Below are 16,047 nucleotides of genomic sequence, written 5' to 3' on the forward strand. Positions count from 1 at the left end.
CTTACAAATACCTTGTTAGCAAACAAGGTATTTTTTTTGAAAATTAGAAAAACGAAGAGGTAACTATGAAAAATTTAGTTTCTATGAACGATTTGAGTAATGAAGAAGTGTATGAATTAATAAATAGAGGACTAGAGCTTAAAAATGGCGCTAATGTTCTAATTAGAGATGACTTATTTGTAGCTAATTTATTTTTTGAAAATTCTACAAGAACAAAACATAGTTTTGAAGTAGCAGAACAAAGGATGAAATTAAAAGTAATTAATTTTGAAACAAATACATCTTCGATAAATAAAGGAGAAAGTTTGTATGATACTTGTAAAACATTAGAGATGATAGGTTGTTCTATTCTTGTAATTAGACATTCTGAACGAGAGTATTACAAGAAGTTAGAAAATTTAAATATACCTATTGTTAGTGGAGGAGACGGAAGTGGAGAGCATCCTAGTCAATGTTTATTAGATCTTATGACTATTTATGAGCATTTTGGTAAAATTGAAGGCTTGAAAATAGTAATAGTTGGGGATATAAAAAATTCTCGTGTGGCAAGAAGTAATTTTAATATTTTGACAAGGTTAGGGGCAGATGTAAAGTTTGTTTGTCCGGATATTTTTAAAGATTTTACTTTAGGAGAAGTTGTAGATTTTGATAGTGTGATAGAAGACATTGATATTTGTATGCTTCTTAGAGTACAACATGAGCGTCATGATGGAGAGATAATGTTTGATAAGGATAGTTATCATAGAAATTATGGTTTAACATACGAAAGATACAGTAGACTAAAAGATAGTGCCATAGTAATGCATCCAGCGCCTGTCAATAGAGGAGTAGAGATAGCAGAAAATTTGGTTGAGAATGAAAAGTCTGTAATTTTTGAGCAGATGAAAAATGGTATGTTTATGCGTCAAGCTATATTAGAAAAAACAATCAAAGAAAATAATTTATAAGGAGAAGTTATGCTACTTTTAAAAAACGGAAAATTATTAGACAATGGAAAATTAGTAAAAAGAGATATTTTAATAGATGAAAAAACTATTGTTGCTATTGAAGAGAATATTGACAAAGAAGTTTTTGAAGTTATTGACTTAAAAGGTAAGTTTGTATCCCCTGGATTTATAGATGTTCATGTTCATTGGAGAGAACCGGGATTTAGCTATAAAGAAACTATTTATAATGCTTCTCGTGCTGCTGCGAGAGGAGGATTTACGACAGCAATGCCTATGCCTAACTTAGATCCTGTACCAGATACTTACGAGAATTTAAAAATACAGCTAGATTTAATAGAACGAGATAGTGTTATAAGAGCAATACCTTACGGAGCAATTACAAAAGGAGAGTTAGGAGAAGATTACGCGGAATTTGATGAATTAGCTAATTATGTATTTGCCTTTAGTGATGACGGAAGAGGTGTTCAAAATGCTAATATGATGTATCAATCTATGAAGATTGCCGCTAAATTAAATAAAGCCATAGTTGCACATTGTGAGGATAATTCTTTAATACTAGGTGGATGTATGCACTGTGGTAAGCGTAGTAGAGAATTAGGACAAAAAGGAATTCCTTCAGTATGTGAATCTGTCCAGATAGCAAGAGATGTCTTATTAGCAGAAGCAATAGGATGTCATTATCATGTCTGTCACGTTTCAACTAAAGAATCTGTTAGAATTATTCGAGAAGCAAAAAAAGCAGGAATAAATGTAACTTGTGAAGTATGTCCACATCATTTAATAAGTGATGAAAATGATATAACCGAAGCTACTGGTATGTGGAAGATGAATCCGCCATTAAGAGCAACAGAAGATAGACAAGCACTTATTGCAGGGGTACTTGATGGAACGATTGATATTATAGCAACTGATCACGCCCCACATGCACTACATGAAAAAGAATTACCTATGTCAGATTCAGCTTTTGGAATTGTAGGAAGTGAAACAGCTTTTGCTCAACTGTATACTTATTTTGTTAAAACAGGAATATTTACACTAGAACAAGTAGTTAATATGATGAGTAGCAAAGTGTCTAAAATATTTGATTTACCTTACGGAAAACTGGGAATAGGGGAACTTGCGGATATTGTAGTTATTGATTTAGATAAAAAAGAAACTATAGATCCAAATAACTTTTTATCTAAAGGAAGAAATACACCTTACAAAGGAGAAGAAGTTTATGGAATACCTGTACTAACTTTATGTGAAGGTAACATAGTTTATTGTGATGAAGCTAGCTTATAATTAAATAAATGCTTAGAAAGGTGAAAGAAATGTACAAATATAATAAGCAATTAATTTTAGAAGATGGAACAATTTATAAAGGATATGGGTTTGGAAGTGATGTAGAGATGACAGGGGAAGTTGTTTTCAATACTGCTATGACTGGTTATCAAGAAACACTATCTGATCCATCTTACAACGGTCAAATAATAACATTTACATATCCATTAGTAGGAAATTATGGAATTAATCGTGATGACTATGAAACTATTAATCCTAGTATAAAAGGAATGGTTGTTCGTGAACATTGTAATAAACCTTGCAATTTTCGTTGTGAATATACACTAGATGAAGTTTTGAAATCTTTGAATATACCAGGAATATCAGGTATAGATACAAGGAGCTTAACGAGAAAAATTAGACAATTTGGAACTATAAAGGGAGTTATTACAGATATAGCTAATGATAGTTCAGAGGTTCTAGCTAAGTTGAAAAATACAGATTTACCTACAGATCAAATTAGTCAAGTATCAACATCAAAATCATTTTTATCATCTGGACGTGGACATAGAGTAGTGTTGCTAGATTGCGGTGCAAAATCGGGAATTTTAAGAGAGCTTAATGCTAGAGATTGTGATGTTATAGTTATGCCCTATAATACTAGTGCTAAAGAAATTTTACGACAAAATCCAGATGGAATTATGTTAAGTAATGGTCCTGGAGACCCAGAAGATGTTATGGAAACTGTAGAAACTATTAAGGAGTTGGTAGGGAAAGTTCCTATTTTTGGTATTTGTATGGGACATCAATTATTAGCTTTAGCTTGTGGTGCAAAAACTTATAAATTAAAGTTCGGACATAGAGGAGCTAATCAACCTGTAAAAAATCTTCTGACAGGAAGAGTTGACATAACGTCACAGAATCATGGATATGCCGTAGATATAGAGTCTCTAAAAAATACAGATTTAGAATTGACACATGTAGCAGTAAATGACGGTACTTGTGAAGGATTAAGACACAAAGAATATCCATTATTTTCTGTTCAATATCATCCAGAAGCATCTCCTGGACCACATGATTCAAGTTATCTTTTTGATGAGTTTATCTCAAATATGGAAAAAGCAAAATAATCTACTAGTAACTAAGGAGCAAAATTATGCCAAAAAGAGAAGATATAAAAACAATATTAGTAATAGGATCAGGACCTATAATAATAGGACAAGCAGCAGAATTTGATTATGCAGGGACTCAAGCTTGTTTATCTTTAAAAGAAGAAGGATATAAAGTGATATTAGTAAACTCAAATCCTGCAACTATAATGACCGATAAAGAAATTGCAGATAAAATTTATATTGAGCCACTAACACCAGAATTTATAGCAAAAATAATAAGAAAAGAACGACCAGATGCCTTATTACCAACATTAGGGGGACAAGTTGGTTTGAATATGGCGGTAGAATTACATAAACAAGGTATTTTAGATCAATATAACGTAGAACTATTAGGAACCAAATTAGATTCTATAAAACAAGCAGAAGATAGAGAGCTTTTTCGTAATTTGATGTTTGAATTAGGTGAACCTGTTCCTGAATCAGAGATTGTTAATAATTTAGAAGAAGCATATAAATTTGTAGAAAAAATAGGTTATCCCATTATTGTTCGCCCAGCCTTTACAATGGGAGGAACTGGAGGAGGTATATGTAATAACGATAATGAGCTAGAAGAAATAGTAAGTAACGGGCTACATTATTCACCAGTAACGCAATGCCTTTTGGAAAAATCTATTGCAGGATATAAAGAAATAGAATATGAAGTAATGCGTGATAGTAACGATACAGCGATTGTAGTTTGTAATATGGAAAATATTGATCCAGTAGGTATTCATACAGGAGATTCTATAGTCGTTGCACCATCTCAAACACTAACAGATAGAGAGTATCATATGCTACGTGATGTTTCTCTAAAAATTATTAGAGCGTTGAAAATAGAGGGTGGATGTAATGTTCAATTAGCACTAGATCCTAATTCGTTTAAATATTATATTATAGAAGTCAACCCACGTGTATCACGCTCATCAGCGCTTGCTTCTAAAGCAACAGGGTATCCAATTGCCAAAATAGCAGCAAAAATTGCGATAGGATTAACGTTAGATGAAATAATAAATCCAGTTAATCAAAATTCATATGCTTGCTTTGAGCCAGCTTTAGATTATGTTGTAAGTAAAATTCCTAGATTTCCATTCGATAAATTTGAAAAAGCTGATAGAAAATTAGGGACACAAATGAAAGCTACTGGAGAAGTTATGGCTATGGGAAGAACGTATGAAGAAAGTTTATTAAAAGCTATTAGATCTCTAGAGTACGGAGTTTATCATCTTGGGCTACCAAATGGAGAAGATTTTGATTTAGATTATATATTAGATCGTATTAAACAAGCCAGCGATGAAAGATTATTCTTTATAGGAGAAGCGTTACGTCGTGGAGTTACACCAGAAGAGATAAAAGACATAACACAAATAGATCTATTCTTCCTAGATAAAATGCAAAATATTATTAATATAGAGCATGAACTAAAAGATAATAAATATGATTTAGAATTATTAGAATATGCGAAAAAGTATGGTTTTTCTGACAAGACTATTGCTCATCGCTGGAATGTTACAGAAGAAGAAATTTATGATTTGCGTAACAAGAATAATATAAAACCTGTATTTAAAATGGTTGATACTTGTGCGGCAGAATTTTCATCAGAAACCCCATATTTCTACTCTACCTATGAATATGAACAAGAGTCAGTAGTTAGTGATAAAGAGAAAATAATAGTTCTAGGATCAGGTCCTATACGTATAGGTCAGGGTGTTGAGTTTGATTACGCAACAGTTCATACAGTGAAAGCTATTAAAGAAGCTGGTTATGAGTCTATAATTATTAATAACAATCCAGAAACTGTTTCGACAGATTTTTCTATATCGGATAAATTATATTTTGAACCATTAACTACAGAAGATGTTATGGCGATAATAGAACATGAAAATCCTTTAGGAATAGTTGTTCAATTTGGAGGACAAACAGCAATTAATCTAGCAGATAGTCTGGCGAAGAAAGGTGTAAAAATTTTGGGTACATCTTTGGATGAGATTGATAATGCAGAAAACAGAGATAAATTTGAGAATTTATTAAGAAATTTAAATATACCGCAACCTTTAGGGAAAACAGCGTTTACTATAGAAGAAGCGGTAAAACATGGAAAAGAAATAGGTTATCCAGTATTGGTAAGACCATCTTATGTGTTAGGTGGAAGAGCTATGGAAATAGTTTATAAAGAAGAAGAGTTACGTCATTATATGCAAAATGCAGTAAAAGTTTCTCCAGAACACCCAGTATTAGTAGATAGATATTTAATAGGTAAGGAAATAGAAGTTGATGCGATATGTGACGGAGATACTGTAGTAATTCCGGGGATTATGGAACATATAGAAAGAGCAGGGGTACACTCTGGTGATTCTATTGCAGTATATCCACCACAGAATATAAAGCAAGAAACTATTAATACATTAATAGATTACACTATTAGATTAGCTAAAGGATTAAATATTATAGGCTTACTTAATATTCAATATGTAATAAGTAATGATGAAGTTTTTGTATTAGAGGTCAATCCTAGAAGTTCAAGAACTGTACCATTCCTAAGCAAAATTACAGGAGTACCGATGGCAAAATTAGCTATGGAAGCAGTAATTGGAGAAAAATTATCTGAAAAAGGTTATGTAACTGGCTTAATAGAACCATCTAATAAGATATATACTAAAGTTCCTGTCTTTAGCTTCCAAAAATTAAAAGATGTGGATACTACATTAGGTCCTGAAATGAAATCAACAGGAGAAGTTATGGGTGTTGAATTAACCCTAGAAAAATCTCTATATAAAGGATTGGTAGCATCTGGTATAAAAATAAAAGATAGTGGAAATATTTTGTTTACGGTTAGTGAAGATGCCAAAGAAGAATCATTAGAGTTGGCTAAGAGATTTGCAGAAATAGGATATAATTTGATTGCAACTGAAGGAACTGCAAAATACTTTGTTAAACATAATCTAAAAGTAGAAAAAGTTAACAAAATATCAGATGACAAAAATACAGTATTAGATGCAATATATTCAGGAAATATAGATATAATAATAAATACTACATCGAAAGAAAAGAAAAGTACAAGTGATGGATTTAAAATAAGAAGAGCAGCTAGTGAACAAGATGTAGTTTGCTTAACATCTTTGGATACAGCTAATGCTTTATTAAATGTGTTAGAGTCAATGAGTTTTATTATTACAGAAGTATAAGTTATAAGAAGTTTTCTAAAAAAGTTAATAAATTATGAAAATAATTAAGGAGAGATACGATGCAAGTTCAACTAACAACAGTTATAAGTAATGAGAATATTGCCCGTAATATTTTTAAATTAACATTACAGGGTGATATCGTTCAAAGTATGAATGAAGCTGGACAATTTGTAAATATAAGAGTTAATAGTAGTAGTGAATATTTGTTACGTAGACCAATTTCTATTTGTGAAATAAATAAGGATAGTAATACTTTTGTAGTTATATATAGAGCAGAAGGAGATGGGACAAAAATATTATCTAATTTAAAAGAAGGAGAATTAGTAGATATATTAGGTCCACTAGGAAATGGATACAATATAAAAAGTTTAACTACAGGACAAACAGCTTTGTTAGTAGGAGGCGGTATAGGAGTTCCTCCCCTATATGAACTTGCCAAAAAATTTAATGAACAAGGAATAAAAACTATTCACGTTTTGGGATTTAACAATAAAGAAGATGTTTTTTATAAAGAGAAATTTCTAGAGCTAGGAAATACCTATGTAAGTACAGTAGATGGATCTTTTGATGAAGTTGGGTATGTAACAGACGTTATAACTAAGTATAATTTACAATATGATAAATATTATAGTTGTGGTCCACTTCCTATGTTAAAGGCATTAAAGGATATGAATAATCAAAAAGAAGGTTATTTATCACTTGAGGAAAGAATGGCTTGTGGAATAGGTGCTTGTTATGCTTGTGTTTGCAAAACAAAAGTAGATGATACAGCCCGTATTTGCTATGATGGACCAGTTTTTAAAGCTGAAGAAATAATTTTTTAGGAGTATGCTATTATGAATGATAGATTAAGAGTACAGTTACCAGGCTTAGATTTAAAAAATCCAATTATGCCAGCATCAGGGTGTTTTGCATTTGGCTTGGAATATGCACATTTTTATGACTTATCTGAACTGGGAGCTATAATGATTAAAGCAGCAACAAAAGAAAAAAGGAATGGTAATCCAACGCCACGAGTAGCAGAAACATCTAGTGGTATGTTAAATGCTATTGGATTACAAAATCCTGGAGTTCACGAAATTATTACTGATAAATTGCCAAAGTTAGAGAAATTTGATGTTCCTATAATAGCTAATGTTGCAGGTAGTGACGTGGAAGATTATATTTATGTTGCTGAACATATTTCTAAATCAAGAAATGTAAAGGCGTTAGAGTTAAATATATCTTGTCCTAATGTTAAGTCTGGAGGTATTCAATTTGGGACAGATCCTGAGGTAGCAAAGGAGTTAACTAGACGAGTTAAAGAAGTTTCTAGTGTCCCAGTATATGTAAAACTTTCTCCTAATGTAACTGATATTGTAGAAATGGCGAGAGCAGTTGAAGATGGTGGAGCAGATGGTATAACTATGATAAATACATTAGTAGGTATGAGATTGGATAAAAAGACTGGTAAACCAATTATTGCTAATGTTACAGGAGGATTATCAGGTGCTGCAATAAAACCAGTAGCCATAAGGATGGTTTATCAGGTCTCACAAAATGTAAATATTCCTATAATAGGAATGGGTGGTATTATGAATGAATGGGACGTTATAGACTTTATTTCTGCTGGTGCTAGTGCGGTAGCTATAGGAACGGCGAATTTTACTGATCCATTAGTTTGTCCTAAAATAATCTCTAAATTGCCTAAAGCTCTTGACGAATTAGGAGTAAATCATATTTTAGAATTAAAGGATAGATCTTGGAAATAATAAAAAGGAGAAATAAAATAATGACAAGAGAAATAATTGTAGCATTAGATTTTCCAAATTTAGATTTAACTTTAGAATTTTTGGATAAGTTTGAGGATAAAAAATTATTTGTTAAAATAGGTATGGAATTGTACTTGCAAAATGGTCCAAAGGTTATTGAAAAAATAAAGGAACGTGGACATAAAATATTTTTAGACTTGAAATTACATGATATACCAAATACAGTATATGGAGCATCATTAGGTTTAGCTAAATTTAATGTTGATATATTAACTGTTCATAGTGCTGGTGGCAAAGATATGATGAAGGCAGCTAAGAGAGGTATGATAGATGGCGGAAGTTTGGATACTAAAGTTATAGCTATTACACAATTAACATCAACCTCAGAAGAAAAGATGCAAGAAGAACAATTAATAACTACTAGTTTAAGAGAAAGTGTATTAAATTATGCGAAACTATCTAAAGAAGCAGGCTTGGATGGAGTTGTATCTTCCGTTTACGAAGTTAGCGATATACTACTAAAATGTGGTAAAGAGTTTTTAGCTGTAACTCCAGGTATAAGACTTGCATCTGATGATATAGGCGATCAAAAAAGGGTGGCAACTCCATCTTTAGCCAAGGAACAAGGATCAACTCATATAGTAGTAGGAAGACCTATTACGAAGTCGTCAAATCCAGTACAAGTGTATAAAATTTTTGAAGAACAATTTACTAAATAATTAATCTATGGAAGGTAATATAATGGAAAATTTAGAAAGAAATATTGCAAAAAATTTATTAGATATAAAGGCTGTGGAGCTTAGACCGAACGATTATTTTACTTGGACATCAGGATTAAAATCGCCTATTTACTGTGATAATCGTCTAACTATGTCTTATCCTGATGTACGTCGTAGTATAGCACAAGGATTAGCACAAATAATAAAAGATAAATATCCTCAAGCTACAGTAATAGCAGGAACGGCTACAGCAGGAATACCACACGCTGCTTGGGTTAGTGAAATATTAGATTTGCCTATGTCTTATGTAAGGGATTCGAAGAAAAAACATGGAAAAACTAATCAAATAGAAGGAAGAATAACTAAAGATGATAAAGTAGTAGTTGTAGAAGATTTAATTTCTACTGGTATATCATCTATAAATGTTGTAAAAGCACTAAGAGATACTGGATGCGAAGTATTAGGAGTAGTTGCAATCTTTAGTTATCTAATAAACAAATCAAAAGAAGCGTTTGAAGAAGAAAATATATCGTATGAAACTTTGACTAACTACGACGCCTTAATAGATGAAGCAAAAATTCAAGGATATATTAAAGAAGATGATATTGCAGAACTTGTAGCTTGGCGTGATAATTTATAAACAATAGACAAAATGGAAGAGGAATGTTCTTCCATTTTTTATTTTTATAAAAAATAATATCCACAAGATTAATTATTTTTGTGTGAAATAAATTTTTAATATTAAAAAGTATATCTTTTATTTCGTAATTTAATAGTTGAGGATAAGTGTGAAAAATGTTATAATATTCTAGTATAATTTAGGATAGATAGATTTAATTTTTAAACTGTGAATGCTAATTGTTAATTAAGTTAGTCACAGTTTTTTATCTAGTGTACGTATTAAAATAAATTAATTTTTGAAAGGATATTATTATGGTAATTCAGTGGTTTCCCGGTCATATGGCTAAAGCTACTAGAGAAGTTAAAGAAAAATTAAAACTAGTAGACATTGTATTTGAATTAGTCGATGCACGTTGCCCATTGTCTTCACACAATATGTATTTAGATGAAGTTGTTAAAGATAAAAAGAAGATAATTATTTTTAATAAAATAGATTTATGTGATAAAAAAGAAACTGCTAAATGGAAGAAATATTTTGAAGAAAATGGTTATAAAGTAGTTTATGCTGATGCAAAAAATAGCAAAAACTTAAATGATGTTATAAGTTCAGCAAGAGAAGAGTTATCTGCAAAGTTAGAAAAGATGATAGAAAAAGGTATGAAACCTAGAGCTATAAGAACTATGGTAATAGGTATTCCTAATGTAGGTAAATCAACATTTATTAATAAAGTAATAAACAAAAATGTAGCTAATACAGCTAATAAACCAGGCGTTACTAAAAAACAACAATGGTTAAAATTAAATAAAAATATTGAATTATTAGATACACCGGGTATTTTAATGCCTAAGTTTGATAATCAAGAAATAGGGAAAAAATTAAGTCTAATAGGTTCTATAAAAGATGATATTACACCATTAGATGATGTAAGTTTATACTTAATTGAATTTTTGAAAAAATATCATTTAGATAAATTGAATAGTGTTTATAAAATAAATATTGATAACAATACAGAAAATATAGCTATAATGGAAGAAATAGCTAAGAAACGTTATAAATTAATTGATGGTGATTACGACTATGATAGAGCTATAAAATTGTTAATTCAAGATTTTAGAACACAAAAATTTGGTTTAGTAACTTTGGATAATTTTGAGGATATGATTAAAAATGAAAATTAGTGAAATAAAAGATAAATTAAATCAGTCTAATGTTAGTAAAGAGCTGTTGGTAGAATTATCTAAAGATAATAGAGTAGGTGTAAAGAAGTTATTAGAGAGTTATTATAAAAACTTAGAAAAAGAAAAATCTTTAAAAGAAGATTATTATAAAAGGACTATTTATGAACGAAAGTGTTATAGTTTGGGGTATCATAATGTTTGTGGAATAGATGAAGTAGGTAGAGGTCCTTTAGCAGGACCAGTAGTAGCTGCTGCAGTTATTTTGAAAAAAGATAGCTATTTTTCAGGACTTACAGATTCAAAAAAATTAACTAAGGCAAAACGAGAAGAATTGTATAATCAGATTTTAAATGATTGCATAGCTTATAGTATAGTAGAACTAGATAACAAACAGATAGCAAAGTATAATATTTATAATGCTACGAAGATTGCTATGACAGAAGCTGTCCAAAAATTATCAGTACAGCCAGATTTTTTGTTAATAGATGCTATGCCTTTAGAAATACCTAATATTAATAGTCATAGTATTATAAAAGGGGATGCGAAAAGTGTATCTATAGCAGCAGCATCTGTAATAGCAAAAGTTTATCGAGATAGATTAATGGAACATTATGCAGTAAAATATCCATATTATGATTTTGAAAATAATATGGGTTATGGAACGAAGAAACATTTGCTAGGATTAGAAAAATACGGAGTATGTGATATCCATAGAGAAGATTATGAGCCTATAAAAACTATGCTAAAAGTAAAAAAATTTATTAATAGTGATTAAAAGATAAGTTATTTATCGAAGGAGGATAGAATGAACAAAAAAAAGTATAAAAAAACCAATAATGAAAAAATAAGGATAACTCCTTTAGGAGGAGTAGAAGAAATAGCAAAAAATATGTATTTAGTAGAAATCAATGATGAAATGTTTTTACTAGATGCAGGGCTTATGTTTCCAGAAACAAAAATGATAGGTATAGACGCAGTAATTCCAGATATAACATACTTAGTAAAAAACAAACATAAAATTAAAGGGATATTTATTACTAATGGTCATGTTAGTGCAATGGGAGCTATACCATATATAGTAGATAAATTAAATTTACCAATATTTGGCTCTAAATTATCAATAGAGTTGTTAAAAAATCATTTAAGACAATTAGGTGTAAAAAAACGTCTAAAATTTAATTACGTAAATAGTAATAGTATTTATAAATTTGATAATACGACAGTGTCATTTTTTAAAACGACATATTCTATGCCTGATTCATTAGGAGTAACATTGTCAACTACTAGAGGTAATATTGTTTATACAGGTGAGTTTAAGTTTGATCAATCTGTTGCTAGAGAATATCAGGCAGATATGTTTGAGATTAGTAAACTTGGAAAAGATGGAGTACTAGCACTACTAAGTGATTCAACAAATGCTAATACTTTTGGATATAATATGCCAGAACAAGAAGCTTCTGAACAAATAGAATCTGCATTTTATCAAGCTAATAAAAGATTAATAGTAACTTGTTATGCATCTAATTTCTTAACAATATCTCATATCTTAAAAGCAGCTTTAATGCAAAATAGAAAAATACTTTTGGTAGGTCGAGCAATAGAAGATGCTATAAAGTCAGCACGTAAACTTAATTATTTAAAAATTGATGACAGTAAATTCATTTCATTAGAAGATTTGAAAAATTACCCTAAAAATGAAATTTTTATTTTATCTTCTGGTGAACAAGGAGAGCCTATAAAGGCTATGAAACAATTAGCAGAAAGAAAAATAAAAGGTATAGATATAGAACAAGGAGATACTATAATGGTTGCAGCCACTCCTTCTCCTACTATGGAAGTTATGCTTTATGATACCTTGAATTTATTAGTTAAGTTAGGAGCAAATGTTGTTGCTTCTTCAAAAAGATTACATGCTTCAAGTCATGCTACAAGAGAAGAATTGAAAATGATGTTAAATCTTTTAAAGCCAAAACATTTTATTCCGGTTCAAGGAGAGTATAGAAATTTAAAAATTCATACAGAACTAGCTGTTCAAACGGGAATTTCTGAAGATAATGTTCATCTATTGGAAAAAGGAAGTATACTAGAATTAATTGGAAATAAAACAAGAGTATTAAAAAATAATATACCAGTAGGAAATGTTTTAATAGATGGTAAGAGTGTAGGGACTATAGAAGAAAGTGTCTTAAAAGATAGAAAAGTTCTTTCAAACGACGGTATTTTTATTGCTTCTTATGCAATAAGTAGAAAAACAAAATCACTTTTAGGAAAACCGTGTATTCAAACTAAAGGATTTGTATATGTTAGAAAAAGTGCTGAACTAATAAAAGAAGCTGAACAAAAAGTTGCTGAGTATATAGAGAATAATCCTATAAAATCTTTAAGAGAATGTTCAGCAATTAAATCGGAAATTAGAACTATGTTATCTAGTTTATTGTACGACAATACAAAAAGGAAGCCAATAATAGTTATTAATTTTTCTATAGTTTAATTAATATAAGTTTAAGGAAGTTTGTTGAATGAATAGAGTAATAGCGCATATAGATATGAATTGCTTTTATGCTAGTGTAGAAGAAAAATATAATACTAAATTAAAAGGAAAACCTATTGCGATAGCAGGGTCTATAAAAGATAGACATGGTATAATAGTAACTTCAAATTATGTTGCAAGAAGTTACGGAATAAAAACGACTATGAGAGTAGGAGAAGCAAAAAAGCTTTTTCCTACTCTTAAACTAATGAAACCGAATTTTGAAAGATACCAAGAAGAGTCAAAGAAAGTATTTGATTTAATAAAAACATACACCCCTTGTGTTGAAATAGTTTCTATTGATGAAGCTTATATAGATTTAACTGACCTTAAAGAGCCTATAAAGATAATGGCTTTAATTCAAAGAAGAATATATAAAGAATTAAAACTACCTTCAAGCGTAGGTGTTTCTTATAACAAATTTTTTGCCAAAATGGCTTCTAATATGAAAAAACCTAAAGGATTTACTATAATAAATAAAAAAAATTATAAAGATATACTTTGGGATATGGATATATCAGAGATGCACGGGTGTGGTAAAGCGTCTTCTGCTAAGTTAAAAAAACATGGAATCAAAACGATAGGAGATATAGCACAAGCTAATGAAGTAATATTAAACAGTCTTTTGGGAGTACAAGGACTTAGACTTAAACAAAAAGCTAATGGTGAAGATAACAGAAAATTAAAATATACAGTAGATAGGAAATCTATCGGAAATTCAAAGACTTATCCAACAGATTTAGAAGAAATTGACGATATATTAGTAGAAATAAAAAAATTATCTAACAAAGTTTCTACAAGAGCTCAAAATAGAAACTATGTAGGAAATAATATTTCTATTATGATAAAATATAATGATTTTAAGACTATTACAAAAGCAAAAAAAATATCAAAATATATAAATGATGAACAAGATATTTATATGTACGCTAGTGAATTGCTATTAGAGGTGTATGATGTTGACAAAAAAATTAGATTGTTGGGAGTATCTTTAAATGATGTAGAAAAGATAGAAAATATTTTTGAACAACTAGATATATTTGATGCAAATAATAGCGAAAAAACTACAAAATTAAACAGAGTGATGAAGTCATTAAATTATAAGTATGGTGAGAATACAATAAAAGAATTAAAGAAAAAAGAAAATAAGAAAAATATAATTACAACTAGTTTTAGTAAAGACTTTCTTGATTAATAGGAGATATAATGAATGTAAATATAAAGAATAGATTAAAAAAGGTAGCAAATTTTGTAAAATATAGAAGATTAGCTGATATTGGAAGTGATCATGCTTATTTGCCAATTTATTTGGCAAAAAATAAACAAATAGATTTTGCTATTGCTGGAGAAGTTGTAGAAGGACCACATAAAAGTTCTATACAAAATGTAGATGATAACAATCTATCAGATATTATAAAATGTGTAAAAGGATCAGGATTAGATGTAATTTCTTTTGATGACAATATAGAAGTAATAACTATTTGTGGTATGGGAGGTAAGTTGATATCTGAAATTCTTGAACATGGAAAAAATAAATTGAACAATGTTCAACAACTTATACTACAACCTAATGTAGCCAGTAATTTAGTTAGAGAAAAGTTAGAGCAACTAGATTATAATATTTATGCAGAAGATATTTTGGAAGAGGACGGACATATTTATGAAATAATTGTTGCCGAAAAAGGAAATATGAAATTAAGTATTGAAGAAACGCTTTTTGGTAAATTTTTATTGCTTCAAAAATCAGAAGTATTTATTAAAAAATATAAAGAAGAAATAAAAAAAATTGATTATATTTTAAATCAATTACAAAAATCAAAAAAAAGAGATATAGAGAAAATAAATAATTTACAGAAACAAAAAAATATGATAGAAAGTATATTATATAAATAATACAACACACATATTAAGAAGGAGGGGTAATATTGTTAGTTAATAATAAAAAAGAAGCAAAGGATATTTTGAATTTTAGTGCTAAGATAGCAAGACTTATGATGGCTTATGGAGCAGAAGTATATAGAGTAGAAGATACTATTTATAGAATATTAGGTGCGTATAAAAATATAGAGACTGTAAATGTTCTTATTAATTATAATTTTGTAATTATTACTTTTATTTATTGTGAGTCAAATATGACCGCTATGCGCAGAATAACTATAGGCGATAAAAATTTAGAAAAAATATCTTTAATGAATGATCTATCTAGGAAAATTGTTTCTGGAGAACAAACAGACATAGAAAAAGCTTTTGCTTCTTTGGAAGAAATACGTAATACAAAACCGTATTCTGATTTTGCTGTTGTACTAGCTCTTATTATATCTGCTCCTTTCTTTGCTGTTATGTTCGGAGGTACTTTTAAAGATGCAATTTATTCTTGTACAATAATGGGAATAGAAGGTTATTTTTTAATTTATGCTACAAGATTTAAGGTTATGTTTTATTTAAGTAATTTTTTGGGAGCATTTTTGGCTACAGTCTTAACTGGTTGGGCAAGTATGTTCTTTGATATTCAACATCCAGGAAGTATTATAATTGTTGGACTTATGCCATTAGTTCCAGGAGTACAAGTCACAAACTCTGTACGTGATTTTATGGCAGGAGACTATATGTCAGGAATAGTGGGAGTAATGTCTGCTGCGTTTATAGCTTCGGCTATTGCTTTAGGTGTTATTTTTGGATTCAGATTAAGCTAAAAAGGAGTAAA

General features: G+C 29.7%; 14 protein-coding genes. All 14 read left to right on the forward strand.

Features of this window, described 5'->3' with window-relative positions:
* Nucleotides 1-65 precede the first annotated feature (65 nt).
* The 14 genes from AC1XWJ_RS05185 (at nt 66) to AC1XWJ_RS05250 (ending at nt 16,036) form a co-directional block, all read left to right on the forward strand.
* Nucleotides 66-947, forward strand: a complete 882-nt coding sequence (locus AC1XWJ_RS05185) for an aspartate carbamoyltransferase catalytic subunit (protein ID WP_483334823.1) — start codon at nt 66-68, stop codon at nt 945-947.
* A 9-nt stretch (nt 948-956) separates the two neighbouring features.
* Nucleotides 957-2,231: a dihydroorotase gene (locus AC1XWJ_RS05190; RefSeq protein WP_483334824.1), complete on the forward strand. Its 1,275-nt coding sequence runs from the start codon at nt 957-959 to the stop codon at nt 2,229-2,231.
* A 29-nt stretch (nt 2,232-2,260) separates the two neighbouring features.
* A complete protein-coding gene (gene carA, locus AC1XWJ_RS05195; protein WP_483334825.1) occupies nt 2,261-3,340 on the forward strand; it encodes a glutamine-hydrolyzing carbamoyl-phosphate synthase small subunit in 1,080 nt (359 codons plus the stop codon).
* A gap of 26 nt (nt 3,341-3,366) precedes the next feature.
* A complete protein-coding gene (carB, locus tag AC1XWJ_RS05200; RefSeq protein ID WP_483334826.1) occupies nt 3,367-6,543 on the forward strand; it encodes a carbamoyl-phosphate synthase large subunit in 3,177 nt (1,058 codons plus the stop codon).
* Between the two features lie 59 nt (nt 6,544-6,602).
* The gene (locus AC1XWJ_RS05205) at nt 6,603-7,367 is read left to right on the forward strand and encodes a dihydroorotate dehydrogenase electron transfer subunit (RefSeq protein ID WP_483334827.1); all 765 of its coding nucleotides are present in this window, start codon (nt 6,603-6,605) and stop codon (nt 7,365-7,367) included.
* Between the two features lie 12 nt (nt 7,368-7,379).
* The gene (locus AC1XWJ_RS05210; RefSeq protein ID WP_483334828.1) at nt 7,380-8,294 is read left to right on the forward strand and encodes a dihydroorotate dehydrogenase; all 915 of its coding nucleotides are present in this window, start codon (nt 7,380-7,382) and stop codon (nt 8,292-8,294) included.
* Between the two features lie 20 nt (nt 8,295-8,314).
* On the forward strand, nt 8,315-9,013 hold the full coding sequence (pyrF, locus tag AC1XWJ_RS05215; RefSeq protein WP_483334829.1) for an orotidine-5'-phosphate decarboxylase: 699 nt from the start codon (nt 8,315-8,317) through the stop codon (nt 9,011-9,013).
* Nucleotides 9,014-9,035: 22 nt separating this feature from the next.
* Nucleotides 9,036-9,653, forward strand: a complete 618-nt coding sequence (pyrE, locus tag AC1XWJ_RS05220) for an orotate phosphoribosyltransferase (RefSeq protein ID WP_483334830.1) — start codon at nt 9,036-9,038, stop codon at nt 9,651-9,653.
* Nucleotides 9,654-9,946: 293 nt separating this feature from the next.
* The gene (ylqF, locus tag AC1XWJ_RS05225) at nt 9,947-10,813 is read left to right on the forward strand and encodes a ribosome biogenesis GTPase YlqF (RefSeq protein ID WP_483334831.1); all 867 of its coding nucleotides are present in this window, start codon (nt 9,947-9,949) and stop codon (nt 10,811-10,813) included.
* A complete protein-coding gene (locus AC1XWJ_RS05230; RefSeq protein WP_483334832.1) occupies nt 10,803-11,588 on the forward strand; it encodes a ribonuclease HII in 786 nt (261 codons plus the stop codon). Before ylqF ends, AC1XWJ_RS05230 begins: the two co-directional genes overlap by 11 nt.
* Nucleotides 11,589-11,618: 30 nt before the next feature.
* Nucleotides 11,619-13,304: a ribonuclease J gene (locus tag AC1XWJ_RS05235; protein WP_483334833.1), complete on the forward strand. Its 1,686-nt coding sequence runs from the start codon at nt 11,619-11,621 to the stop codon at nt 13,302-13,304.
* Between the two features lie 28 nt (nt 13,305-13,332).
* Nucleotides 13,333-14,538: a DNA polymerase IV gene (locus AC1XWJ_RS05240; protein ID WP_483334834.1), complete on the forward strand. Its 1,206-nt coding sequence runs from the start codon at nt 13,333-13,335 to the stop codon at nt 14,536-14,538.
* A gap of 11 nt (nt 14,539-14,549) precedes the next feature.
* Nucleotides 14,550-15,236 carry a tRNA (adenine(22)-N(1))-methyltransferase gene (locus AC1XWJ_RS05245; protein ID WP_483334835.1) on the forward strand — a complete coding sequence of 229 codons (687 nt, stop codon included), beginning with the start codon at nt 14,550-14,552 and terminating at the stop codon, nt 15,234-15,236.
* Between the two features lie 32 nt (nt 15,237-15,268).
* Nucleotides 15,269-16,036 (forward strand): threonine/serine exporter family protein, encoded by a 768-nt coding sequence (locus AC1XWJ_RS05250; RefSeq protein WP_483334836.1) that lies wholly within the window; start codon nt 15,269-15,271, stop codon nt 16,034-16,036.
* The last annotated feature ends 11 nt before the right edge of the window (nt 16,037-16,047 follow it).

This window comes from Gemelliphila sp. 1F1 (assembly GCF_056897515.1).